The sequence below is a fragment of the Tistlia sp. genome (genome assembly GCF_040905785.1).
Classification (GTDB): Bacteria; Pseudomonadota; Alphaproteobacteria; order Kiloniellales; family DSM-21159; genus Tistlia.
On the sequence record NZ_JBBDQW010000045.1, the window covers coordinates 51,898 to 75,492 of the forward strand.

Consider the following 23,595-nt stretch of genomic DNA (forward strand, 5'->3'; position numbering starts at 1 on the left):
ATCCGGTCGACCGCAAGGCCCTGCCCGCGCCCCGGCTCCTACCGGGGGCAGGCGAACCTCGGGGACCGGGCGGCGTTGACAAAGGGCGCGACCGAAGTCTCGGGCAGGGGCGCCGTCGGAGGGCGGCGGACAGGGGCGATGACGATCCAGGACTCAGAGAGCAGCAGGAACGGCGGGGCCGAGGACGCAGGCCGCCTGGACCCCGGGTCGCCCGTTCCGCTTTACCGGCAGCTGCTGGCCGACCTCGAGCGCCGAATCTCGGCGGGGCAGTTCGACCGGGACAACCAGATCCCGAGCGAGGCCTGCATCGAGCGCACCTACGGGGTCTCCCGGATCACCGTGCGGCGGGCGCTCCAGGAACTCGAGCACCGTGGCCTGATCGAGCGGCACCAGGGCCGCGCCACGCGGCTCGCCACCCCGGAAGCCCAGGCCTCGCCGGCGCTGGAAGCCGAGATCGCCGGCATCATCAGCCTCGGTTTCCGCACCGAGGCCCAGGTCCTGGACGTCGGCATCGTGCCCGCACCCGAGGAGGTCGCAGCACGGCTGGCGCTGCGGCCGGGCGAGCCGGTGCATCGCTCCCTGCGCCTCCGCCGCCTGGAGGGCGAGCCGCTCTGCCGCTCGCTCGCCTACCTGCCCGCCCGCTTCGCACCGGCGCTCTCGGAACCGGCTCTGGAGCGCGAGCCGCTCCTGCTTCTCTTGGTGCGCAGCGGCCTGGTCATCGGCCGGGTCGAGCAGTCGATCGGAGCGACCGCGGCCTGCGGCACGCTGGCCCGCTGCCTCGACACCGCCGAAGGCAGTCCCCTGCTGCTGGTCGAGCGTCTGTTCCGCGACGATCGCGACCGCCCGGTGGAACTGGTCCAGCTGCACTTCCGCGCCGACCGCTACCGCTACCACCTCACCTTGACGGCCGAGCAAGGCCGCACCGGCGGCGGCGACTAGCGAGCGCCGGCTCCCGGCCGACCTAGCGTCCGACCTTGCCCTTGGAGGGGCCGGCCTTGCGGCCCTGGTCGCCGCGGGCATCGGCATTGGCGCGCACGCCAGCGCCCGGCAATTCCGTCTCACGCAGGTCTGCGCTGCGGGCCTCGGTCTGCCGCAGCAAGGCGTCGCCGACCCTGAGGCTGTGACCGTGGCGGTCGCGATGGTCTCCCGAGGCCGTGTCGGCCGGTAGATCCCGCTCGTGCTCGAACTCCCTGTGACTCTTCCTTCGCGTCATCCAACCTTCCTTCCGGTTTGCGCGTAGCGCGCCGTTGGGCGCGTCTCGCCTCGTGAAAGGGAACGCGTGCCATTTTCGCAGGGTTCCGAATCGCACTGGGCGCGACTGGAGCGAGGGCCGCCGAAAAAACACGCCGCGCTGGAACCGATATCGGAGGACGGCGTTTTCTTGATGTCAGAAGTCGCCAAGACTTCTCGGAACCGGTCGCGGCAACCCCTGCCCCCCACCCCCCGATGCCGCGGCCGGTTCCACCCCTCCCCCGATCCCGCTTTCCCGATGGACCGCTCGCCGCCCGGACCAGCCGCTCCGGGGCCGGTTCGATTCCGCCTTCCGGACGCGTTTCGGCGGGGAACAAGGGCGTGCCCCATTCGTTCCCCCTGTCGAGCGGCATCTTTCGTTCGGGTGCCAGCGAGCCGGAGCGAGCCCATGTCCGAGAGCCACAGCCCCCCTTCCGACGCGGCCCCGCACCGAAGCGGACGGCGCTCGGGCCACAGACGGCGCCGCCTGTTCCAGGCGTGGGTCGTCCTGACCGTCGCGGTCGCCGCCTTTGTCGCGTTTTTCGAACCCTTGGCGCTCGAGGGTCTCGTGGGGCCCAGCTACGTCGCCTACGTCGTGCCGCCGCTGATGATCCTGCTGCTCGGCCTGTCGCTCGGCTGGCTGATGCAATTCGTCTGGCGAAAGGACCGGCGGCGCGGGCCGGACCAGGGCGGGACGTGACGGCCGAGCCCGATGAGGCTGATCGGCAGGCGGCGGAGAGCCGATATGTCGCCGAACTGCGTGCGGCGGTCCACTACGCCGAGGACGAGACGGCCAGCGACCTCTTGACCCGCACGGCGGACCGTCTGGTTCGCGACGAGAATCTCGATATCGCGGAGCTGCTGCTGCTCTCAGTCGCAGCCATGGCCCTGCAGACCCCGGGCGAGCTGGTCGGCTGGGGCCGCTCCGTCGCGCGCCGCCACCCCGAGCTGGCCACGGCGGTCGAGGCGCTGCTCGCCTGCAGCGCGGCCCGGCGGCCGCGGCTCCAGGCCTGGGCGGAGAGCGGCGGGCAGTGAGCCCCCGCTGAAGCGGCCGCGCCCGCATCGGACCCCGCCGCCCGCGCTGCGGCCGTCCCGCAGCCGCCGCAAGCGGCGGACCCACTACATCCATTTTGCGATCATGCGGTGCTGGACCTGCGCCTGCGAGGCCAGGCGGTAGTAGTTGAGCAGCTCCCGGGCAGGGTCGGTCATGCGCTGGAAGCCGGAGACGAAGGCGACCACCGTGCCGACCGTGCTCGAGCCCTCGATGACCATCAGCCCGCCGGTCAGCAGGATCGCGACCGGCGCCAGGTTGTTGGAAAGGTTGATCAGCCCCTTTGCGGCGAACTTCAGCAGCGCCAGCTTGATCCGCAGCCGATACACCCGCTCCAACTTGGGATGCAGCGCGCCCTCGAATTCTTCCAGGTTCGTCTCGCCCGCCGCGGCAATCTCGTCACCGACGTCACGGAGGATGACGAGGCGACGCTCCAGCAGGCGGTTGATGCGCACCTGGATCAGCGGCAGCACGACCAGCAGGGGCAGCAGAAAGGGCAAGGTGACCACGGCGACCAGGGGCTCGACCGCAAGCATGTAGGCGAGCAGGGCCAGCAACATGCCTGCATTGACCACCGGCTGCGACAAGCCGTCGCCGACGAAGCCGCCGAGCTTCTCGACCTCCGCGCCGATGATCGAGACCGCCTGTCCGCCTTCGCCGGACTCGCTGCGCGCGCGTTCCTCGGCGCGCGTCTCGTAGAGCCGGGACAGGTGCCGGCGGGTGTAGAGGATCGCGCTCTCCGCCAGCCAGCTCTGGTAGAGCCGCAGGGCATACTTGGCACTTGCCTGCGTCAGCACCACGACGAGGTAGAAGCCGCAGAGCCACCACAGGAGGACAGCGTCGCTCCCCTCCAGCGCGCCGTCGACGATCCGCCGCTGCAGCTCCAGGGGCGCGACGCCCAAGGCGGCCAGGAACAGCGCGAGCAGGCAGAGCCAGACCTGGTGGTGGCCGCTCATGCGCCAGACGTAGGAGAAGACGTGGCGGGCCGGCGAGTCGTCGCCGCTGGCCTGGACGGGGCGAGCACGGAAAGGAAAGAGCATGGGTCTCCTGGGGCGCGGGGCGTCGAAGGCTCAAGCTAGAACGTTCGAGCGCTCCGGCGCCCCCCGGGAGCCGAAGCGGACCTCGCGGGTCCGCAGAGCCGCCTGTCCGCGACGGGTTCGGCCGCGACGGGCGGAGGCTCAGTCGGCCGCGTCCTCGACGGCGCGCTCGGTGTCCTTCACGGCCTCGTCGATGGCCTCGCCGGCGCGCTCGGCCGGACCGTCCTCTTCCTCGCAACCGGCGAGGGCGACGCCGCTGGCGAGCAGCGCGGCTGCGAACAGCGGGAAGAGAGACTTCATCACTTGTTCCTTTCGATGCGAACCGGCAGAGCAACGTGACTGGGCGCGTTCGGTTCCGGAACGGCCGGGTTCCGATGCAGGGCGAAGGGAAGCGAGGGATGGGTCGAGGGCAGCACGCGAAGGCGACAGCAGGCGGCGACTACGGCGCCCCAGCCGCCGTCCTCGTCGTGGTCCTGCTCGCCGGCGTCTTCGCCGTCACCCAGGGCCTGACCTACCCGCTGCTCGCGCTGATCCTGGAGCGCCAGGACGTCTCGCCGACGCTGATCGGCCTCAACACGGCGATGACGCCGCTCGGGCTGCTCGTGTCGGCGCCGCTGCTGCCGGGGCTTGCGCGGCGGATCGGACCCTTCAGGATCGCCCTGTTCAGCGCGCTCGCCGTCGCGCTGCTGCTGGCGGCGATCGGCGCCACGCGCAGCCTGTGGATCTGGTTTCCCGCGCGCTTCCTGCTCGGCTTCGCGATCGACGGCCTCTACATCACCTGCGAAACCTGGATCAACCAGCTGGCGCCGCCGCGACGCCGCGGCCGGATCCTGGGCTTCTTCTCGTCGGTCCTGGCGCTCGGCTTCGCCACCGGGCCCCTCGTCGTCGCGCTGCTGGGCTCGGAGGGCTGGCCGGCCTTCCTGGTCGGCATCACCATTGCCCTGCTCTCGACGATCCTCCTGCTGCTGGCGCGGCACCGCCTGCCCGGCCTGGAGGGTTCCGAGGGCGGCTCGCTGTTCGCCTTCCTCCGGCTCGCGCCGCTGCTGCTGTTCCTGGTCGGCGCCGCCGCGGCCTTCGACCAGGCGGCGCTGTCGCTGCTGCCGGTCTACGGGCTGCGCGTCGGTCTCCCGGAGGCGCTGGCCGCCGGGACGGTCGGGGTCCTGGCGATCGGCAACGTGCTGTTCCAGGTTCCGATCGGCTGGCTCGCAGACCGCTGGTCGCGCCGCGGCACGACCCTGCTGCTCTGCGCCCTGACCATCGCGGGCGCGGCGCTGCTGCCGCTGACGGTCGGCGCACCGCCCCTGCTCTGGCCGCTGCTGTTCCTCTGGGGCTCGGCGGCCTACGGCGTCTACACCCTGGCGCTGATTCAGCTCGGCGACCGCTTCCGCGGCGCGCAGCTGCTCGCCGGCAATGCCGCCTTCGCCCTGCTCTGGGGCGCCGGCGGGCTGGCCGGCCCGCCGCTCGCCGGCGCCGCCATGGACATCCTCGGCTCGAACGGCCTGCCGCTGGTCCTGGGGCTGCTCTACGCCGGGCTGTTCGTCGTCGTGGCGGTGCGGCGGGACGAGAGAAGCTAGTTCGTGGCCGACTGCGGGCCCAGCATGGTCAGGGGGTCGAGGGCGCGGGTGCCCTTGCGGACCTCGAAGTGGACCTGTGGCTCGCTGACGCTGCCGCTCGCCCCGGCGCGGGCGATGACCTGGCCGCGGGCGACCTCGTCGCCCTTGGCGACCAGGAGCTCCCGGTTGTGGGCGTAGGCGGTGACCCAGCCCTCGGCGTGCTTGATCAGCACCATGTTGCCGAAGCCGCGCAGCTCGTTGCCGGCGTAGGCGACGACGCCGTTCTCGGCCGCCTCGACCGGCGCCCCGGCGGCGACCACGATGTTGATGCCGTCGTTGTGCCGGCCGTCGGCCTGCGGCCCGAAGTAGGAGACGACGCGGCCGCGCACCGGCCAGGCGAACTGGCCGTCGGCAAGCGGCGGCGGCATCGGCACCGCGGCCGAGGGGGTCGGGCGCAGGGGCGCCGGCTCCTCGGGCGGCATGGGCACGGCGGCCTGCTGGGTCGCCGAGGGCACCTGGCTGCCCGGGCTGGCGGCCAGCGCCGGCGCGAAGGGTGCGGGGCCGGCCGGCGCCGGCTTCTCGGCCGGCAGGTAGAGGCGCTGCCCGACGACGATCTCGTAGGGCGGCTCGATGCCGTTGCGCTTGGTCAGCTCGGCCATGCCCAGGTGGTAGCGCTGGGACAGGCCGTAGACGGTGTCGCCGGCGGCGACCAGGTGCAGGCGCTGGGGCGGGATGCGCAGCTTCTGGCCGTGCTTGAGCTCGTAGGGCGGAGCGATCTCGTTGGCCTCGGCGAGCTCGCGCGGCGTCAGGCGGAACTTGCGGGCGATGTCGTAGAGGGTGTCGCCGCGCTGCGCCCAGATGTAGCCGCCGACCTCCGGGTTGTTGGCGAAGTGCCAGGGCTTCTGCGGCGAGGGCACCGGCGTCGGCGGCAGCTCCGGCGGCGGCGGCGGCGCCGGCTGCGACAGCGCCTCGGCGACCCGCTCCGGATCGCTGCAAGCCGACAGGCCGAGCAGGACCAGCAGCAGCCCCGGGAAGCCTAAGCGGGGCATGAGGAACCGAGGCAGGACGAACCGGGGCAGGACGAACCGGGGCAGCCGGGCCCGAAGCGGCGCCACCCCGCGCGCGACTCCCGGACCGGACCGCCGCTGCCTCATCCTGCCGACCGCCTTTCCACGGGATCCGCCACCAGGGGTACGAAGCGCACGAAGCCGAGCTCCTCCTGGCGGATGCCGTCCTTGGTCTTGCGCAGGCGCAGCAGCTCCTGGGTTCGGCCCTGGCCGCCGACCGGCAGGATCAGGCAGCCGCCTTCCTGGAGCTGCTCCAGCAGCGGCTCGGGGGTGAGCTCGGCCGCGCAGGTCACGATGATGCGGTCGAAGCGGCGCGGCTCCGGCCAGCCCCGGCTGCCGTCGCCGCGCCGCCAGGTGATGTTGTGCAGGCGCAGCTCGGCGAAGCGCGCCTCGGCCTCCTTCAGCAGGTCGGCGTGCCGCTCGATGGTGTAGAGGCGCCGGCAGATCCGGCTCAGCACGGCGGCCTGGTAGCCGGAGCCGGTGCCGACCTCCAGCACGGTGTGCCGGCGCGTCGCCTCCAATGCCTGGGTCATGGTGGCCACGACCTCGGGCTGGCTGATCGTCTGGCCGAGGCCGATCGGCAGGGCGATGTTCTCGTAGGCCTGGTCGCGAAAGGAGGGCGGCACGAAGCGCTCGCGCGGCACCTTCTCGATCGCCGCCAGGACGGCGGTGTCGGTGATGCCGGCGCGTCGCAGCTGCATCAGCAGGCGGATCTTGCGCGCCTCCAGGCTCATCCGAGCAGTCCCCGCAGGCGTTCCAGTCCGTCGTGGTGCGTATGGTCGAGGTGCAGCGGCGTCACCGAGACGTAGCCGCGCGCGACCAGACCCAGGTCGCTGTCGCCGTCGGCGCTGTGGTGGCGCAGGAAGTCGCCGATCCAGAGGTAGGGGCGCCCTCCGGGATCGGCGCCCTCGACGACCCCGATCTGGGTGTCGCGCCGGCCCTGGCGGCCGACCCGCACGCCCTTGACCGCCTCGGGCGCGAGCGGCGGGAAGTTGACGTTGACCAGCAGGTCGCGCGGCCAGTCCTCGGTGAAGAGGCGCGCGATGATGTCGCCGGCCAGAGTCCTGGCGGGGGTGAAGTCGACGGGCTGCTCGTGCTCGCGCTGCTGGCTCATGGCGATCGCCGGGATACCGAACAGGGCTGCCTCCATGGCGACCGCGACGGTTCCTGAATAGCCGACATCCTCGCCCAGGTTGGCCCCGTGATTGAACCCCGAAAGCACGAGGTCGGGGCGCTGGTCCTTCAGCAGGTGGGCGACAGCGACGACGACGCAGTCGGTCGGCGTGCCGTCGACCGCGTAGCGGCGCTCGCCGAAACGGCGCAGGCGCAGCGGCCGGCGGGTGGTCAGCGAGTGGCTGGTCGCCGACTGCTCGACCTCGGGCGCCACCGTCCAGACGTCGTCGGAGAGGCTGTGGGCGACCTCCTCCAGGGCCTTCAGGCCCGGGGCGTGGATGCCGTCGTCGTTGCCGACCAGGATTCGCTTGCCGGCCAGCGGCTTCGGCGAGAGGGGCTTGCTGTCAGCCATGAGCGCCAATGACCTCCTGTCCGCCGAGATAGGGTGCCAGCGCCTCGGGCACGGCGATCGATCCGTCGGCGCGCTGATAGTTCTCCATCACCGCAATCAATGCGCGTCCAACTGCGACACCTGAGCCGTTCAGGGTGTGCAGGAAGCGCGTGCCCTTCTCGCCCTCGGGCCGGAAGCGGCCGTTCATCCGGCGCGCCTGGAAGTCGCCGCAGGTCGAGCAGCTCGAGATTTCGCGGTAGGCGCCCTGGCCCGGCAGCCAGACCTCGAGGTCGTAGGTGCGGCGCGCGCCGAAGCCGGTGTCGCCCGCCGACAGCACGACCGCCCGGTAGGGCAGCCCGAGCTTCTGCAGCACGGCCTCGGCGCAGCCGGTCATGCGCTGCTGCTCGGCCTCGGACTGCTCGGGGTGGACGATCGAGACCATCTCGACCTTCTCGAACTGGTGCTGGCGCAGCATGCCGCGGGTGTCGCGGCCGGCCGAGCCGGCCTCCGAGCGGAAGCAGGGGGTCAGCGCCGCGACCCGGAGCGGCAGCTCGGATTCCTTGAAGATCTGCCCGGCGGCGAGGTTGGTCAGCGGCACCTCGGCGGTCGGAATCAGCCAGAAGCCCTCGGTCGTGCGGAACTGGTCCTCGGCGAACTTCGGCAGCTGGCCGGTGCCGTAGAGCGCATCGTCGCGCACCAGGTAGGGCGGCGCCACTTCCAGGTAGCCGTGCTCGCGGGTGTGCAGGTCGAGCATGAACTGCGCCAGCGCCCGGTGCAGGCGCGCGACCGCCCCCTTCATGACGACGAAGCGCGCGCCGGACAGCCGGGCCGCCGCCTCGAAGTCGAGCAGGCCGAGCGCCTCGCCCAGCTCCCAGTGCTCCTTGGGGTCGAAGTCGAAGGCCGGCTTCTCGCCCCAGCTCCTGAGCTCGACGTTGGCGCTCTCGTCGGGACCGTCGGGCACGTCCTCGGCCAGGACGTTGGGCAGGCCCGAGAGCTGCTGCCGCAGGGTTTCCTCGAGGCTGCGGGTCTCCTCCTCCAGGGCGGCCATGCGCTCCTTGATCGCCTGGACCTCGGCCATCAGCGGCTCGGCCTCGCCCCCTTCGCGCTTGAGCCGGCCGATCTCGCGGCTCGCCTCGTTGCGCCGCGCCTGCAGCTCCTGCAGCTCGGTCTGCGCCTGGCGGTTGCGCCGGTCGAGCGCGAGCAGCGCCTCGGCCTGGCCGGCCAGGCCCCGTCGCGCCAGGGCCCGGTCGAAGGCCTCCGGCTGCTCGCGAATCCGCTTCAGATCGTGCATGGCCGCTCGACTCGACACCTTGTTGGAATGATGGCCGCCTTATAGAGATCGTCGGGCCCATCGTCTATCGGTGCCCGGCCCCGGCGGCCGCCAGCGTTCCCTTTTCGTCCAGCTTCCGCCGCTTTGGTTAACGACTGGTTACCGACGCCGACGGCCGCGCGAGTCAGCCGCCGGCCTCCTGGGCCTCGGGCGTCGGCGCGACGGCGTGGATGCCTTCCGAGAGCAGGGACACCGTCGCCGCGACGCCCCTGGCGACGGCGTTGCGGCGGGCGACGTGCAGCGGCACGGAAAAGTGGATCGGCAGGCGCGGATCGTGGTCCGGCCGCAGCGTCAGGTGCGCCGTCTGCCCGATCACCAGCAGGGTGTCGACGATCCCCGGGATCGGGTTCTCGTGCTCGCCCCGGGACGGGCGGTCGCGGCGATGCAGCACGACGAAGCCGTCGGGTACGACCCAGGTGACCGGCCGCCCGGGCGCGCCCTCGAGGCCGCCCGCGGTCTCCAGGACGAGACCGGCCCAGTCCAAGGTGGCCTTCCCGTCGGCCTGGCGGGGGGCCGCGAGCCGCCCCTCGAAGAGGTTGCGCAGGCCGACCAGGCGCGCGACCCCGGCCGAGACCGGCCGTGTCGTCACCTCCTCCGGCGTGCCGGTCTGCAGCGTGCGCCCGCGATGCAGCACGGTCATGCGGTCGGCCAGCATCGCCGCCTCCTCGAGGTCGTGGGTGACCAGCACGACCGGCATCTCGAGGCCGCGCCTGAGCTCGGCGATCTCGCGGTAGAGCCGCTGGCGGGTCGCCTTGTCGACCGCCGAGAAGGGCTCGTCGAGCAGCAGCACCTTGGGCTCGCGCGCCAGCGCCCGGGCGACGGCGACGCGCTGCTGCTGGCCGCCGGACAGCTCGGCCGGCCGGCGGTCCTCGAGGCCGGCCAGGTGGACCAGCTCGAGCAGGCCGCGCGCGCGCGCCTCCCGCTCCGGCGCCGGCCGCTGGCCCATGGCGATCACGAGGTTGCCGAGCGCGCTCATGTGCGGAAAGAGGGCGTAGCTCTGGAACACCATGCCGACGGCCCGGCGGTGCGGCGGCACGAAGATTCCCTCGCCCGCCGAAAACCAGCAGGCGCCGCCGACCCGGATGCTCCCGCCCCTGGGGCGGTAGGTGCCGGCGATCGAGCGCAGGATCGTCGACTTGCCGCTCCCCGAGGGGCCGACCAGCGCCAGCACCTCCCCGGGCGCGCAGGAGAAGGCGGCAGCCAGCGGAATCGGGCCGGCCTGCTCGAGCTCGACCTCCAGGCCCGCCACCGCGCTCACCCGAGCCGCCGGCCGAGGCGGCGCGAGAAGGCGTAGGTCAGGGCGATGGTGGTCAGGGAGATGACCAGCAGCAGGGCGGACATCCGGCCCGCGCCGGCGTCGTCGAAGGCCTGCACGCGGTCGTAGATGGCGATCGCGACGGTCCGGGTCTCGCCGGGGATCGAGCCGCCGACCATCAGCACGATGCCGAACTCGCCGAGGGTATGGGCGAAGGACAGCACCATCGCCGTCAGCACGCCCGGCCAGGCGAGCGGCAGCTCGACCTTCAGCAGCGCGCGCCAGGGCGACAGCCCGCAGCAGGCCGCCGCCGCACGCACCTCGGCCGGGATCGCCTCGAAGCCGCGCTGCATCGGCTGGATCGCGAAGGGCAGGTTGAAGACGATCGAGGCGAGCAGCAGCCCCTCGAAGGTGAAGACCAGCTGGCCGCCGACGGCGGCCTCCCAGAAGCGCCCGATCGGCGAGGCCGCGCCGAAGGCGACGAGCAGGTAGTAGCCGAAGACCGTCGGCGGCAGCACCAGCGGCAGGGCGACCAGCGCCTCGGCGAAGCCCTTGCCCGCGAAGTCCCGGTAGGCCAGCCAGCGCCCGGCCGCGATGCCGATCGGCAGCAGGATCAGCACCGTCAGGCCGGCCAGGCGAAGCGACAGCCAGAGCGCGGTCCAGTCCACCCCGTCCCCTCCTTCCCGCCGCTCAGCGCGTCCCCTCGGGCAGGACGAAGCCGTTCCTGCCGAGGGTGGCCTGCGCCGCCGGGGTCGACAGGTAGTCGTGGAAGCGCCCGGCGACGGCCCCGGCCTCCTTCAGCAGCACCATCCTCTGCCGCAGCGGCGAGTGCCATTCGGCCGGGACCAGGGCGCTCTCGCCGCGCGCGGCGATGCGCGGCGCCAGCGCCAGGGAATGGGCCACCAGGCCGCCCTGGGCGTTGCCCGAGACCGCGAACTGCGCGGCCTGGGCGACGTTCTCGCCGAGCACCAGGCGCGGCCGGATCGCCTGCCACAGCCCGGCGTGCCGCAGCGCCTCCTCCGCCCGCCGGCCGTAGGGCGCGTGCTCGGGATTGGCGATGGCGAAGCGGGTCACGCGGCCGTCCCGCAGGGCCGCCGCCAGGTCGGCGAGCGAGCCGTCGGCCTCGAGCGGCGAGCCGGCGGGCACGAGCAGCGCCAGGCGGCCGAGGGCGTAGAGCCTGCCCTCGCCGCGCGTGAAGCCGTCGCGCGCCAGGCCCAGCACGTAATCCTCGTCGGCCGAGAGGTAGAGCTGGTAGGGCGCGCCCTGCCGGATCTGGCGAGCGATGTTGCCGGAGGAGCCGAAGGTGAGCTCCACGGCCGCCCCCGTCTCCGCCTCGAAGGCGGCGGCCAGCTCGGGCAGGACGAACTGCAGGTCGGAGGCCGCGGCGACCAGCGGCCGCCCGCCCTCCGCCGCAGCCGGCCGCGGCAGGCCGAGCAGGCCTGCGCCTGCGAGGCCCGCGCCCGAGAGGAGGGCGAGAAGACGGCGGCGCTGCAGGCTCGGCACGGGTCGGCGGCTCCCCCTCGATATATCCCGCGGAATATAACGGGCGCCGGCAAGCGCCTCAATCGCTATTCCCGGCCGCTATTCCCGGCCGCAATTCCCGGCCTCGCCCGGCGCTACCGAGTCGCGCAGGGCCGTGCCAGCATCGCTGCCGCACAAGATCCGGAGGGACGCGGCCACGCCCCAGGTGGCAGACCGGACCCGAGTGGCCGGGCGCCGGAGCCGGACCGGCGGGACGAGGGAGACGAGGGAGACGAGGATGCGACAGGAATCGACGGCGGCGGCGCGGGTTGCGGCCCTGGACTGGGCCGGGCTCGCGGCCGGGCTCGACGCCCAGGGCTTCGGCCTGACCGGCCCGCTGCTGACGCCCGGCGAGTGCCGGCAGCTGGCCGCGCTCTACGAGCGGCCGGCGGGTTTCCGCAAGACCGTCGTGATGGCGCGCCACGGCTACGGCCAGGGCGAGTACCGCTACTTCGACGCCCCCCTGCCCGGCCTCGTCGAGGCGCTGAGGAGCGCGCTCTACGAGCGCCTGGCGCCGATCGCCGAAGCCTGGCGGCGGCGCCTGGGCCTGGGGCCATCCTTCCCGGCGCGCCACGCCGACTACCTGGCGCGCTGCCACGCGGCCGGCCAGACGCGCCCGACGCCGCTTCTGCTGCGCTACGGCCCCGGCGACTACAACTGCCTGCACCGGGACCTCTACGGCGAGCTGGTCTTTCCCCTGCAGGCGACGCTCCTGCTGTCGCCTGAGAGCGACTTCGAGGGCGGCGAGTTCCTGCTGGTCGAGCAGCGCCCGCGTCGCCAGTCCATCGGCCGCGTGGCGCCCCTGCGCCAGGGCGAGGCCGTGCTCTTCCCGGTCGCCGAGCGCCCGGTCGAGGGCACGCGCGGCGCCTATCGCGCCCAGCTGCGCCACGGCGTCAGCCCGCTGCGCCGGGGCCACCGCATGACCCTGGGCCTGATCTTCCACGACGCGCGGTCGTAGCGGCGGCGGGGGCTCCGCGGGTGCCGGTGCCCGCCCCTCACCCGAAACCCGCGAGGGCGGGTTTCGCGGTATTATGTAGCAAGCACACCTAGCCGCCTATCGGCCGAAAGCCGCAGAAACGCTAGGCTTGGGGGATGGGAGAGCCGCACGTCATCTCCGCGCTGATGGACAAGCGCGCCCGCATCCTCGGGGACATTGAGCAGGCCAAGGACAGGCTTGCGGACCTGCAGGACCAGCTCGGCCACATAGACGGCACGCTGCGGCTGGTCGGCACTACGGCCAGCGCGGAACAGAGACCCATCCGCACCCGGCCCGCGCACGTTCCAGCGCGGCGAGCTGACGCGGCTGCTGTTCACGCTGCTACGCGAGGGTGGCCCCCAGACGGCGCCGCAGCTTCGCAATGCCGTCATGGATCGGAAGGGCATGGCACCCGAAGCGCGCTTCGACATTCACCGGAGGGTCTGTAAGGCGCTGGACCGGCAGGCCGCGGGGGGCGCGGTACGGCGTGTTCGGGCGGAAGGTGGCGGGGTGGTGTGGGAAGTGATGGCTGGCCCTCAGAGCTGCTAACCCTCTCAGTTTCCGAAATCAGGCATTACTCGCCGCATGTATTGGTCAAAGAGGGGGACAGTGAATGCGGTATCGCCATGCGCGGGCGAATAGATCATTCCCTTCCGGATCAAAGCATTTCGCGTAGGCGCAGCAGAGGTAACTCTCACCCCCAGCGCCTCGGCTATGTCACCAGACCGGTGAGTGCCTTCTCCGAGTTCTGCCAAGGCTCGCATATATTTTTTCTCTGAAGGTCGGCATCTATCAAACCTAACCTTAAAGAAACTCCTGTCCAATTCTTCGACCGCTAAAATGGTGGCGCGCTCCACAGTATCGGAATCGATAACTTCTGATTCAGAAGCATTCCAGGATTCATATGCCCACTGCTGGAGGAAGTATGGATACCGTTGGGTGTAATATAGTATTCTTTCTATTGCATCTCTGCGAAAAGAGACCCCCTCGTCCTTAGCTGGGTTTGCAATCGCGTCAACAGCGTCTTTCTCGTCGAGTGCACCAATTTCCGGGAACCGGAACAGCCTCTCGGCGTACGATTTTGAATTCCCTGCGAGACCATGTATCTGAGGGAGGCCGGCGCCGATAAGAAGCAATGGCAGTGATTTCTGGTTTATTCTGTGTATAGACATAATGAGGGCGCTAAATTCTTCTGGCGATAAATATTGCAATTCATCAACAAATATGGAAACTGGTTTACCGGCGGCTTGGGCGGCCTCTGCAACAATAGAAATTAGCTCTGGCAGATCGGCTTCAATACTGCCGCTGTCCGCCACGCCGGATTCCGGATCGACACTAAGGCCGATATCGATTTCTCCAATCTTGACATTGAGTCCTCCCAAGAAACTTCTTAAGACACGGAAGCCACGACGAGCTTTATCTTTTGCATCTTCAATCGTGCTTAGAGAATATAGTATGGACCGAAGTCCGGGAACCATAAGCTCCGGGAGCGTCTTTCCTTCATGCGCCTCAATGAAGATCGACTTAAAGCCCAATTCGTCTGCGGAATTGTTTAGCTTATTAAGGAGAACGGTCTTGCCGACACCCCGGAGGCCAACAAGCACAAGACTTTGGGTCGGTTTGCGCGCTGCGATTCGCTGCAAAGCGACCGTGCCCGTGTTCAGTTCATCAGAGCGGCCAGCAAGTTCTGGTGGCGGTGTCCCAGCCCCAGGCGCGTACGGATTTCGAATCGGGTCCATATCGAAGTTACCTAGTTATAGCTAAGATAGGGTATAATTCGATAACTTCGCTATGCAGTCAACCCCGGCTTTCCCGCTGCCAGTACCCCTTCCACTGCCGGGACACCGGAGCCGACGCCGCAGCGGCGATCAGTAGAGCGCCCCGTTGGCCTTACGGCGGCTGTCCTCGCGCCATGCCATCCCGCCAGCGTAGAAGCCGAGGTAGCGGCCGGAGACGTGGTGGTGCTGGCCAATCTCGGCGCGACGCAGGCGGGAGAAGTAGCTTTCGGCCTGATTGGTGCAGGCGCCTTCGTCGTAGAAGCTGACGCTGTGGTTGACGCGGCGCATCTCGTAGCGGGTGTGCAGCTCGTCCCAACCGGAGCCTTCGTCAGCGTGGATCGTGCTGCCGGGCTCGACGCGGGCCAGGATCGTCGGGAGGGACTGGCCCTCGCTGTTGAAGACGAACGGCAGCGTGCGCCCGCCGCGCTCGCGCATGACGACCACGACGCGGCGCTTGCCGGTCTGGTTGGCCTTGAAGCGGAGATCCTTGCGGTCGGCCTTCCGGTTCTCCGGCTTGGCGTAGCCGCCGAAGTACGCGCCATCGACTTCCACGGTGCCGCTCAGGGTCATCGTCTCGTTCTCGGCAGCCATCGCCTCGCGCAGCTTGTGGGCCAGCACGTAAGCCGTCTTGTACTGCACATCGAGATCGCGGCCGAGCTGGAGCGCCGACATGCCCTTGGCGGCGTTCACAAAGATCGCGATGGCCAGCAGGTAGTCGCGCACCGGCAGCTTGCGGCTGGCGAAGATCGTCCCGCTGGTGACACTGAACTGATGCCCACAAGCCTTGCACTTGAAGATCGGGCGCGCGGCGTACTCGTAGATGGCCAGGCAGCCGCAGCGGGGGCAAACCGGGTCGCCGTCGCTGGTGGCCCAGCGGATCGCGCGGAAGGTGGCCCGAGCCTCTTCCTCGGTCATGCGCGCGACCTGGACCACGCTGAGGGTCCCGGGCTTTCGCTGAGAGAAGGAAGTGTTGGGCCATTTGTCATCATCTCCAGTGCGTCTGCATCAGAGATAGTGACACTGCGTCACCTTGTCAAGTGCGATAGCACGCTATATGATGACAACGATCATCATAGGAGCGTCGGACATGCCAGAGCGGACGGATTGGGAAGCCAAGGCGCGCGGGATCGTGCGCGGCGAGATGGCCCGGCAGGGCGTCACCTACGCGCAGCTAGTCGAGAGGCTGGCGGCAATCGGGGTGCAGGAGGATGGAAGGAACCTTCGGAACAAGATAAGCCGGGGCAAGTTCACGGCTGCCTTTCTGCTCCAGTGCTTAGAAGGGCTGGGATGCCGATCTCTTACGATTAGCGGCGGCTGATCGGTCTAGTTGGTGCTGGGGTCGTGGGTCAGGCCAGTCGTCCTGCGGAAATGACTTGGCGAGCCGCTTGGCTTCCTTCCCGTGCCCATTCACAAGATAATTTCCGATCAGAGTCCCGTATCGGACCCATCGGAGATACTGCTCATCCGTTCTGTCCGGGTCTATCCTCGGAGTAGGGAAGCCCTCCTTTCGCATAGACTCTGCCATCACCAGAACTTTTGCTTTCGTGGCGTAGTAAATTCCACTATTAATCAAGCTTAGCTGCCGCTCTATCTCTTCAGATAGGGCAATCAGGGAAAGGCCCAAATTCTGTAGTCTCTGCTGCTTTGTTGGAGCCCTTCGGTCTAGTCGCCTCAAGAGCGTATCGGCCCATATCCCCGCCACGAAGCAGACAAAGCAAAGGGAGGCGACGGCCGCCCAGGGCTGCAGGAGGAACGCGGTCACTGGCCATTCCTCAATGCCGGAGATGTTGACCAGGATGCGATCCCAGCCCTGGTCTTCAGCAACCTTCTCGATATTGAGGTAGAGAATGACAAGCGGCGGCGCCGCAAGCGCCGACAGGGCGAATCGTATGAGTTGCCTGATCTGCACGATACGATCCTACCCGACCCGCCAGCAGTAGCGAGTCCGAACGCTACCTGTTCTGCCCGGAGTTGCGTATCCTCTGCGGCATGGGGGAATTCAGACGGATAGCCTTGGCTGGCGCGTTCCTGCTGCTGTGCGGGGGGCAGGCCGGCGCTCAGGAGGCGCCACAGCCGGCCCTCGGAGCCCAGCCAGAAGCCGCCGTAGAGCAGCCAGAAGCCGACGCCGCAGGCGAGCAGGACACTACCCAAGAGTCGGCAGGCGCCCCGAACCTTGCGCCCGCGCTCCAAGGCATCGAGGCCGCTATCCGCGAGCTTGTATCCGAGGAAGACGACGCCGCACGTGAGCGCCAGGAGAAGCGCGAAATAGAAGATTTGGAAGCCCAGAAGGCCATGGCTCGCTGGGCGCTCCCGATGCTCATTGCGGCCGCCCTGTCTGTGGTCGTCACGTTCGTTGGTGTGGTTCTGGTCAAGCGGACGCTCCACTACACCAGGGAAGCCGCCAACGCTGCGCGAAGCGCTGTGGATGAGGCGAGGAACGCCACTCGCGCCGCCGATGAGACTGTCGCCGTAACGAGAAGCATCGGCATGGCGCAGTTGCGCGCCTATGTCGTTCTGGACCGGATGGAGATGGAGACAGAGGCTGTCTACGGCGTCTTGCCGAGAGTTCGCATGGTCTTCAAGAACTGCGGCGCCACTCCCTCTCGAAAGGGCCGGATGCGATACGGATTCGATGTGTTCGGAGCCCCGGAAGACGTGCCCGGCGTTGATGGCCTTCAGGCCCGCAGCCTGCCGGACTTGGCGCCGGGCCAGGAGTCCTTCGACGAATTTGTGCTCGACCGCCAGGACTGGGCGAAGTGGAAGGAGCCGATGAAGTCCGGTGCCCTCGCACTCTACGCCTACGGCCGTATCGAGTATGAGACCGCCTTTGAAGACGGTGGGCACTCCACGAATTTCCGACTGCTGTTCAGCAGCGTCGGCCGTCAGTTCCCAGACGGACGGTTCTTCGCGTGTCCAGACGGCAACGATTCCGACTAGCGCGAGCGCGGCCACCGCCGCCTTGGCGAGCGTGAGCCTCTTCATGGCTCAAGCCCTACCGGCCGACCGGCAGCAGCAGGCTTGGTGTGCTTGCTACATAATACCGCGGGTTTCGACCTCTCCCCGGCGGGGAGAGGTAAGCTGGCCTCAGCGACGCTCGACGCCGCCCGTCTGCGGCCGCTCGCCGTCGGCGGAGGGCGTGCTGCCGTGGTTGGCGCGCTGGCGGGCGGGCCCACGGGCGCGCAGCAGGTTGTGGGCGCTGTTGACCAGGCCGACGTGGGAGAAGGCCTGCGGGAAGTTGCCGAGCTGGCGCCGGGCCAGGGGATCGTACTCCTCGGCGAGCAGGCCGAGGTCGTTGCGCACCGCCAGCAGCCGCTCGAACAGCGCGGTCGCCTCCTCGAGCCGGCCGAGCAGGACGTAGGCGTCGACCAGCCAGAAGCTGCAGACCAGGAAGCTGCCCTCGCTGCCGGCCAGGCCGTCGTCGGTCTCCGAGGGCCGGTAGCGCAGCACGAAGCCCTCGTGCAGCAGCTCGCGCTCGATCGCCTCGACGGTGCCGCGGAAGCGGGGATCCTCCGCCTCCAGGAAGCCGAGCTCGGCGGCGAGCAGCAGGGCGGCGTCGAGCGCCTCGCTGCCGTAGCTCTGGACCAGGGTGTTGCGCTCGGCGTCGTAGCCGTGGGCCAGGACGTCGGCACGGATCTCGGCGCGGCTCGCCCGCCAGTCCTCGACCGGCCCCTCCAGCCCGAACTCCTCGGCGGCGCGGATGCCGCGGTCGAAGGCGACCCAGCACATGATCTTCGAGTAGGTGAAATGGCGGCGGCCGCCGCGCACCTCCCAGATGCCCTCGTCGGGCTCGCGCCAGCGCTCGCGGAGCTGCTCGAGCAGGGTGCGCTGCAGCCGCCAGGCCGCCTGGTAGTGGCCGAGGTGGGAGCGGCGCCCCAGGTGCAGGGAGTCCATCAGCTCGCCGAAGACGTCGAGCTGCAGCTGGTCGTGGGCGCCGTTGCCGATCCGCACCGGCCGGCTGCCGGCGTAGCCCGGCAGCCAGGGCAGCTCGACCTCGGTCAGGCGGCGCTCGCCGCGCAGGCCGTACATGATCTGCAGCTGGCCGGGATCGCCGGCGGCGGCGCGCAGCAGCCAGTCGCGGAAGGCCCCCGCCTCCTCGAAGTAGCCCGAGTTGACCAGGGCGTAGAGCGTCAGGGTGGCGTCGCGGATCCAGCAGTAGCGGTAGTCCCAGTTGCGGCTGCCGCCGAGCTGCTCCGGCAGCGAGGTCGTCGGCGCCGCGACCAGGCCGCCTGTCGGCTGAAAGGTCATGGCCTTGAGCGTGATCAGCGAGCGCTGGACCGCCTCCCGCCAGGCCGGCGGCGCCCCCTCCGGCAGCTTGCAGTGCCCGGTCCACTCCCGCCACCAGACCGCCGTGCGCTGTAGCACGACCCGGCGGTCGTCGACGAAGCGCGGCTCCTCGATCGAGGGGTGGTAAGCCAGGGTGAAGGGCATGGTCTCGCCGGCCTCCAGCAGGAAGTCGGCACAGGTCGTCATGGCCTCGCCCCGGAGCCCCGCCGGCGTCACCAGCTCGACGGCGTCGGGCCCGGCGACGGCGCGCAGGCCGTAGTCGCGCCGCCGCACCCAGGGCACGGTGCGGCCGTAGCCGAAGCGCAGGATCAGCTCCATGGCCATCTCGACCCGGCCCTCGAGCCCCACGACCAGGCGGACCACCTCGCCGGTGCGGCTGTCCGAGGGGTCGCCGGGGCCGAGCGGCATGAAGTCGGTAACGCTGACCCGGCCGTCCGCGGTCTCGAAGACCGTCTCGAGGATCGGCGTGTCCGGCAGGTAGCGGCGCTCGACGCGCAGCACCTCCCCCTTGGGCGCGATCCGCCAGCGGCCGTGCTCCGGGCCGCCGAGCAGCGCCGCGAAGCAGGCGTCGGAATCGAAGCGCGGCAGGCACAGCCAGTCGATCGAGCCGTCGCGGCCGACCAGCGCGCAGGAGCGCAGGTTGCCGATGAAGCCGTAGTGCTCGATCGGCGGGCTGGTGCGCTCTGCGCTCATCCGGCCCCCCGGAAACCGGGGTAGAGCGCCATGCCGCCGTCGACGAAGAGGGTCGCGCCGGTCGTGTAGTCCGACAGGTCCGAGGCCAGCCACAGCACCGTCCCGGCGACCTCGTCCGGCTCGCCGATGCGGCCATAGGGGATCAGGGCCAGGAGCCGGTCGAGCGCTTCGGGGCTGTCCCAGGCCGTGCGGTTGATCGGCGTGCGGATGGCGCCGGGGGCGATCGCGTTGACCCGGATGCGGCTCGGCGCGAACTCCTGGGCCAGCGACTGCATCAGCAGGGAGACGCCGCCCTTCGAGGCCGCGTAGTTGGCTTCGAAGGCCCAGGGAATGCGCTCGTGGACCGAGCTGATGCAGAGGATCTTGCCGAGCGCGCTGGAGACCGCCGGCTGGGGGCCGCGCGCCAGGAAGTGGCGGACGGCGGCGCGCGCGCAGAGGAACTGGCCGGTCAGGTTGACGTCGATGACCTTCTGCCACTGCGCCAGGGTCATGTCCTGGAAGGGCGCGCCGCGCTGCAGCCCGGCGTTGTTGACCAGGATGTGCAGGTCGCCGAAGCGCTCGAGCGTCCCGGCGAAGAGCCGCTCGACCTCCTGCTCGCGGCTGACGTCCGCGGCCAGGGCGACGGCCTCGCCGCCGAGCGCGGCAATCTCGCGGCAGGCCGCCTCGGCCGCCGCCTCCTCGCCGGGCAGATGGTCGAGGGCGACGCGGGCGCCGGCGGCGCCGAGCGCGAGCGCGCTGGCCCGGCCGAGACCGCTGGCCGCACCGGTGACCAGCGCGACCTGGCCCGCCAGCCCGAAGGCGGCGCGCAAGGCGGCTGCGCGTTCCCTGTCCATCCGACCTCCTCGAACCCTTCTCCGGGGCAGGAAGGCCCTGGCGGCCCGAGGAGTTCCGCCTGGCGACCTTGCGTCCGCGCGGGCGGCCGGCGGGCCTACTCGTCCAGCTCGCGGTCGAGCTCGGCTTCGCGCTCGGCGCGCTTCTTCTCGACCAGGCGCGCCATGTGGATCGAGATCTCGTAGAGGCCGATGATCGGGATCGCGAGGCTGATCTGGCTCAGGGGATCCGGCGGCGTGAAGATCGCCGCGACCACGAAGACGCCGACGATGGCGTACTTGCGCTTCTCGCGCATGCCCTGGGAGCTGGCCAGGCCGACGCGCGCCAGCAGCGTCATGATCACCGGCAGCTGGAAGCAGAGCCCGAAGGCGAAGAGCAGCTTCATGGTCAGCGAGAGGTACTCGGCGACCTTGGCCTCGAGCTGGATCGCCAGGGTGTCCTCGCCGCCGGGGGTCTGGAACTGCAGGAAGAAGTCCCAGGCGAAGGGCAGGATGACGAAGTAGACCAGCGAGGCGCCGAGCAGGAACAGCAGCGGCGAGGCGATCAGGAAGGGCGCCAGCGCCTGCTTCTCGTTCCTGTAGAGGCCCGGCGCGATGAACAGCCAGAGCTGGGCCAGGAACAGCGGGCACATGATGAAGGCCGCGAAGAAGAAGGCGACCTTGATGTAGGTGAAGAAGACCTCGGTCAGGTCCGTGAAGATCATCCGCGGCGGCGGCTGGTTCTCCGGCTGCATGTAGACGCCGTTGACCTCGGTGCCCTGGTCGAGCAGCAGGTTGGCCAGCGGCTGGACCAGGAAGTTGTAGAGGTCCTGGGCGAAGTAGAAGCAGACCACGAAGGCCACCACCAGCCCGATCATGCTGTAGAACAGGCGCTGGCGCAGCTCGATCAGGTGATCGAGCAGGGGCATCTTGTTGCCCTCGACGGCCTCGTCCCCGGCGCTCATTCAGCGGCTCCCGAGCCCGGCCCCTGGGACTTGCCCGACGCGCCGCCGCCCGCCGGCTTCGTGCCCTTGGTCTTCGGCGCCGCCTTCGTCGCGCCCGCGCCGCTGCGGGTCGAACCCGTCCTGGTGGCGCCCGACTTGCTTGCCGAGGGCTTGCTCGCCGGCTTAGCGGCGCTCGTCCTGGCAGCAGCCGGTTTGGAAGCGGCGGGCTTGGAGGCTGCCGGCTTGGAGGCTGCCGGCTTGGAGGCTGCAGGGCTGGGAGCGGGAGCCTTTGCGGATGCCTCGGCCGTGCCGGAGGCCGCGGGCGGCCTCACGGAATTGCCGGGGGCCATCTGGGCGGGATGGCTGACGCTGCGGCCCGCGCCGGCCGGCTTGCCGGTGCCGTTCCCCGACTTACCCGGCCCGCCCGACTCCGTCTCGCCAGATCCGGTCTCGCCCGCCTTCTTCGCGGCGTCCGCGGCAGGGGTGCTGCGCGCCGGCGCGGCGGTCGCCGTGCGGCGGTCCTGCGCCTCGTCCTCGATCTCCTCGAGGTCGCGCTTGACCGAGCCGGTGGGGTCGACCTCCTTCTCGACGAGGTCGTCGACCCGGTAGCGGCGCACCGATTCGATGGACTTCTTGGCTTCGTCCAGCTCGGTCTCGCGCATCATCTCGTCGAGGCCCGACTGGAACTCGCGCGAAAGGGAGCGCGCCTTGCGCACCCATTTCGCGACGCCCCGCATCGCCGTTGGCAGATCCTTGGGACCGATGACGATCAGCGCCACGAAGGCGATGACCGCCATCTCCGTCCACCCGATGTCGAGCATCGCGAAGTCGTTCCTGGCTCGGCGCGGAAGCTGCTGCCCCGCGACCGCGCATCACATCAGCCGTTTGCGGCCTTCTTGTTCTCGCTCGGGGCGACCGTCGAAGAGGCTGCCGCGCTGTCCTTGCCGATCGCCTTGGCGTCGTCGTCCCCGTCGCCGTCGCCGTCGGCCTTCTTGTCGTCGTCCTTCAGGCCGGTTTTGAACTGCTTGATGCCCGTGCCGACGTCCTTCATCAGGCGCGGGATCTTGCCGCCGCCGCCGAACAGAAGCACGACCACCGCGAGAACGATGAGCCAGTGCCAGATGCTGAAACTACCCATGCCGGGCGCTCTCCTCGTATTGCCGAAGTACCAGGGCTGTCGTTGGGGGCGGACTATCGCAAAAACGCCCGCCCCAAGCAACGACAGGTGATCGGGCGCGCCGGTAAGCGCCCCAGGCCTTCGCCGACCCGGCTGTCGCCCGGAACGGCCCGGCTCAGGGCGTCTCCGCGACGGCAGCGCCGCCCTCCGGAACGGCCTCGCCGGTGGCCTCCGCCCCGGCCGCGCCCGTTGCGCCCTGCACTGATATGGGCCCTGTGGCCGGAAACACGAAGACCTGCGCCGGATCGAGGGCGAGCGAGAAGAGGTCGCCGTCGTCGGGCAGGAAGCGCCCCGGCACGCGGGCGTGGAGGTGCAACGCCGCGCCCTCCGCCGGCTGCAGGCTGAGGTGCACGAGGCTGGTACGGCCGAGCAGCCGCGCGGCTATGACGCGGGCCTCGAGGTCCCCGAGGCCGTCCGAGCGCTCCCCCGGCGCGCCCCCCGCCGCCCCCGGCGGCAGCAGCCGCAGGCCTTCCGGTCGGACCAGCACCTCGACCTCTGCCCCCTCCGGCAGGCCGCCGGCATCGAGCGCGGCGAGCGGCGTGCGCACGCGACCCCCCTCGACCCGCCCCCACAGCCGGTTGACCTCGCCGAAGAAGGCCGCGGCAAAGGCGTCGACCGGCCGGAAGTAGCACTCGACCGGGGTGCCGGCCTGGACCAGGCGGCCGCCGCGCAGCAGGACGATGCGGTCGGCCATGAACATGGCCTCCTCCGGCTCGTGGGTGACCATCAGGGTCGCCGCGCCGCTCGCCTTGACCAGGTGCAGGGTGCTGTCCCGGATCTCGTTGCGCAACCGCTGGTCGAGCCCGGAGAAGGGCTCGTCGAGCAGCAGCAGGCGTGGCCCCGGCGCCAGGGCGCGGGCCAGGGCGACGCGCTGCTGCTGGCCGCCCGACAGGGTATGCGGGTAGGCCCGCGCGTAGTCGGCGAGGCCGACGCGCTCGAGGGCCTCGAGCGCCAGCCGCTCGCGCTCGGCGGCGGACCGCCGCCTCAGGCCGAAGGCGACGTTCTCCAGGACGCGCAGGTGCGGGAAGAGGGCGTAGTCCTGGAACATCAGGCCGACGTCGCGGGCCTCGGGCGGCAGGTCCCGCTCGGCGTCGGCGACGACCTGCCCGCCGATCAGGACGCGCCCGGTCTGCAGCTCCTCCAGGCCGGCGGCGAGCCGCAGCGCCGTCGTCTTGCCGCAGCCCGAGGGGCCGAGCAGGCAGACGACCTCGCCCTCGCCGACGCTCAGCGACAGCCGGTCGAGCGCGCGCAGGCGGCCGTAGTGGTGGCTGACGGACTCGAAGTCGAGGGCGGCCATGGCGGCGGTGCGGGCTTTCGTGGTGCGCGACTGAGAATGCGACGAGGTCGCGAAGCTAGTGCCCCGCCCGCCCAAAGGCAACGGAAGTG

Annotated in this window: 25 protein-coding genes and 1 pseudogene; 7 read left to right on the forward strand and 19 right to left on the reverse strand. The window is 70.2% G+C overall.

Going from position 1 to position 23,595, the window contains the following annotated elements; genetic code table 11:
* Positions 1-138: 138 nt before the first annotated feature.
* Positions 139-939 carry a GntR family transcriptional regulator gene (locus WD341_RS10820; RefSeq protein WP_368425463.1) on the forward strand — a complete coding sequence of 267 codons (801 nt, stop codon included), beginning with the start codon at positions 139-141 and terminating at the stop codon, positions 937-939.
* Between the two features lie 22 nt (positions 940-961).
* Here the strand turns inward: WD341_RS10820 and WD341_RS10825 are convergent, their stop codons facing one another.
* Positions 962-1,213 (reverse strand): hypothetical protein, encoded by a 252-nt coding sequence (locus tag WD341_RS10825; RefSeq protein ID WP_368425464.1) that lies wholly within the window; start codon positions 1,211-1,213, stop codon positions 962-964.
* Positions 1,214-1,639: 426 nt separating this feature from the next.
* Between WD341_RS10825 and WD341_RS10830 the strand changes: the two genes are divergently transcribed.
* Together WD341_RS10830 and WD341_RS10835 are read left to right on the forward strand one after the other, a co-directional pair.
* Positions 1,640-1,930 carry a hypothetical protein gene (locus tag WD341_RS10830; RefSeq protein WP_368425465.1) on the forward strand — a complete coding sequence of 97 codons (291 nt, stop codon included), beginning with the start codon at positions 1,640-1,642 and terminating at the stop codon, positions 1,928-1,930.
* Positions 1,927-2,265, forward strand: a complete 339-nt coding sequence (locus WD341_RS10835; RefSeq protein ID WP_368425466.1) for a hypothetical protein — start codon at positions 1,927-1,929, stop codon at positions 2,263-2,265. The genes WD341_RS10830 and WD341_RS10835 overlap by 4 nt, the downstream gene beginning before the upstream one ends.
* An 84-nt stretch (positions 2,266-2,349) precedes the next feature.
* On the opposite strand, the gene WD341_RS10840 is transcribed toward WD341_RS10835, so the two are convergent.
* Positions 2,350-3,321, reverse strand: coding sequence for an ABC transporter ATP-binding protein (locus WD341_RS10840; RefSeq protein WP_368425467.1), 972 nt, complete (start codon positions 3,319-3,321; stop codon positions 2,350-2,352).
* Between the two features lie 138 nt (positions 3,322-3,459).
* Positions 3,460-3,618, reverse strand: a complete 159-nt coding sequence (locus WD341_RS10845) for a hypothetical protein (protein WP_368425468.1) — start codon at positions 3,616-3,618, stop codon at positions 3,460-3,462.
* A 98-nt stretch (positions 3,619-3,716) separates the two neighbouring features.
* Between WD341_RS10845 and WD341_RS10850 the strand changes: the two genes are divergently transcribed.
* The gene (locus WD341_RS10850; protein ID WP_368425469.1) at positions 3,717-4,892 is read left to right on the forward strand and encodes an MFS transporter; all 1,176 of its coding nucleotides are present in this window, start codon (positions 3,717-3,719) and stop codon (positions 4,890-4,892) included.
* Here WD341_RS10850 and WD341_RS10855 read toward each other — a convergent pair.
* The 7 genes from WD341_RS10855 to modA form a co-directional block, all read right to left on the reverse strand.
* Complete coding sequence (locus WD341_RS10855; protein WP_368425470.1) at positions 4,889-5,920, reverse strand: peptidoglycan DD-metalloendopeptidase family protein; 1,032 nt, start codon at positions 5,918-5,920, stop codon at positions 4,889-4,891. The genes WD341_RS10850 and WD341_RS10855 overlap by 4 nt on opposite strands.
* A gap of 101 nt (positions 5,921-6,021) precedes the next feature.
* The gene (locus WD341_RS10860; protein WP_368425471.1) at positions 6,022-6,672 is read right to left on the reverse strand and encodes a protein-L-isoaspartate(D-aspartate) O-methyltransferase; all 651 of its coding nucleotides are present in this window, start codon (positions 6,670-6,672) and stop codon (positions 6,022-6,024) included.
* Entirely contained in the window at positions 6,669-7,463 is a 795-nt protein-coding gene (surE, locus tag WD341_RS10865; protein WP_368425472.1) for a 5'/3'-nucleotidase SurE, read from the reverse strand. Before surE ends, WD341_RS10860 begins: the two co-directional genes overlap by 4 nt.
* Entirely contained in the window at positions 7,456-8,733 is a 1,278-nt protein-coding gene (serS, locus tag WD341_RS10870) for a serine--tRNA ligase (RefSeq protein ID WP_368425473.1), read from the reverse strand. The genes surE and serS overlap by 8 nt, the downstream gene beginning before the upstream one ends.
* A gap of 163 nt (positions 8,734-8,896) precedes the next feature.
* The gene (locus WD341_RS10875; RefSeq protein WP_368425474.1) at positions 8,897-10,030 is read right to left on the reverse strand and encodes an ABC transporter ATP-binding protein; all 1,134 of its coding nucleotides are present in this window, start codon (positions 10,028-10,030) and stop codon (positions 8,897-8,899) included.
* The gene (gene modB, locus WD341_RS10880) at positions 10,027-10,695 is read right to left on the reverse strand and encodes a molybdate ABC transporter permease subunit (RefSeq protein WP_368425475.1); all 669 of its coding nucleotides are present in this window, start codon (positions 10,693-10,695) and stop codon (positions 10,027-10,029) included. The genes WD341_RS10875 and modB overlap by 4 nt, the downstream gene beginning before the upstream one ends.
* Before the next feature lie 22 nt (positions 10,696-10,717).
* The gene (gene modA, locus WD341_RS10885) at positions 10,718-11,530 is read right to left on the reverse strand and encodes a molybdate ABC transporter substrate-binding protein (protein ID WP_368425476.1); all 813 of its coding nucleotides are present in this window, start codon (positions 11,528-11,530) and stop codon (positions 10,718-10,720) included.
* Positions 11,531-11,786: 256 nt separating this feature from the next.
* Between modA and WD341_RS10890 the strand changes: the two genes are divergently transcribed.
* The gene (locus WD341_RS10890; RefSeq protein ID WP_368425477.1) at positions 11,787-12,506 is read left to right on the forward strand and encodes a 2OG-Fe(II) oxygenase; all 720 of its coding nucleotides are present in this window, start codon (positions 11,787-11,789) and stop codon (positions 12,504-12,506) included.
* Positions 12,507-13,078: 572 nt separating this feature from the next.
* Here WD341_RS10890 and WD341_RS10895 read toward each other — a convergent pair.
* Positions 13,079-14,263 (reverse strand): AAA family ATPase, encoded by a 1,185-nt coding sequence (locus WD341_RS10895; protein ID WP_368425478.1) that lies wholly within the window; start codon positions 14,261-14,263, stop codon positions 13,079-13,081.
* A 58-nt stretch (positions 14,264-14,321) separates the two neighbouring features.
* Positions 14,322-15,281: pseudogene (locus tag WD341_RS10900) on the reverse strand (IS1595 family transposase).
* 162 nt (positions 15,282-15,443) lie between these two features.
* On the opposite strand from WD341_RS10900, the gene WD341_RS10905 reads away from it, so the two are divergent.
* Complete coding sequence (locus tag WD341_RS10905) at positions 15,444-15,620, forward strand: DUF6471 domain-containing protein (RefSeq protein WP_368425530.1); 177 nt, start codon at positions 15,444-15,446, stop codon at positions 15,618-15,620.
* On the opposite strand, the gene WD341_RS10910 is transcribed toward WD341_RS10905, so the two are convergent.
* On the reverse strand, positions 15,576-16,211 hold the full coding sequence (locus WD341_RS10910) for a hypothetical protein (RefSeq protein WP_368425531.1): 636 nt from the start codon (positions 16,209-16,211) through the stop codon (positions 15,576-15,578). The genes WD341_RS10905 and WD341_RS10910 overlap by 45 nt on opposite strands.
* Before the next feature lie 80 nt (positions 16,212-16,291).
* Here WD341_RS10910 and WD341_RS10915 point away from each other — a divergent pair, with 80 nt between their 5' ends.
* Complete coding sequence (locus WD341_RS10915; protein WP_368425479.1) at positions 16,292-17,239, forward strand: hypothetical protein; 948 nt, start codon at positions 16,292-16,294, stop codon at positions 17,237-17,239.
* Positions 17,240-17,386: 147 nt separating this feature from the next.
* Here WD341_RS10915 and WD341_RS10920 read toward each other — a convergent pair whose 3' ends face one another.
* The 6 genes from WD341_RS10920 to WD341_RS10945 form a co-directional block, all read right to left on the reverse strand.
* Complete coding sequence (locus tag WD341_RS10920) at positions 17,387-19,279, reverse strand: glycoside hydrolase family 15 protein (RefSeq protein ID WP_368425480.1); 1,893 nt, start codon at positions 19,277-19,279, stop codon at positions 17,387-17,389.
* The gene (locus WD341_RS10925) at positions 19,276-20,112 is read right to left on the reverse strand and encodes a glucose 1-dehydrogenase (protein ID WP_368425481.1); all 837 of its coding nucleotides are present in this window, start codon (positions 20,110-20,112) and stop codon (positions 19,276-19,278) included. Before WD341_RS10925 ends, WD341_RS10920 begins: the two co-directional genes overlap by 4 nt.
* A gap of 95 nt (positions 20,113-20,207) precedes the next feature.
* Positions 20,208-21,053, reverse strand: a complete 846-nt coding sequence (gene tatC / locus WD341_RS10930; protein WP_368425482.1) for a twin-arginine translocase subunit TatC — start codon at positions 21,051-21,053, stop codon at positions 20,208-20,210.
* Complete coding sequence (tatB, locus tag WD341_RS10935; RefSeq protein ID WP_368425483.1) at positions 21,050-21,853, reverse strand: Sec-independent protein translocase protein TatB; 804 nt, start codon at positions 21,851-21,853, stop codon at positions 21,050-21,052. The genes tatC and tatB overlap by 4 nt, the downstream gene beginning before the upstream one ends.
* Before the next feature lie 56 nt (positions 21,854-21,909).
* Complete coding sequence (locus tag WD341_RS10940) at positions 21,910-22,170, reverse strand: twin-arginine translocase TatA/TatE family subunit (protein WP_368425484.1); 261 nt, start codon at positions 22,168-22,170, stop codon at positions 21,910-21,912.
* A 154-nt stretch (positions 22,171-22,324) separates the two neighbouring features.
* Positions 22,325-23,506, reverse strand: a complete 1,182-nt coding sequence (locus WD341_RS10945) for an ABC transporter ATP-binding protein (protein WP_368425485.1) — start codon at positions 23,504-23,506, stop codon at positions 22,325-22,327.
* Between the last annotated feature and the right edge of the window lie 89 nt (positions 23,507-23,595).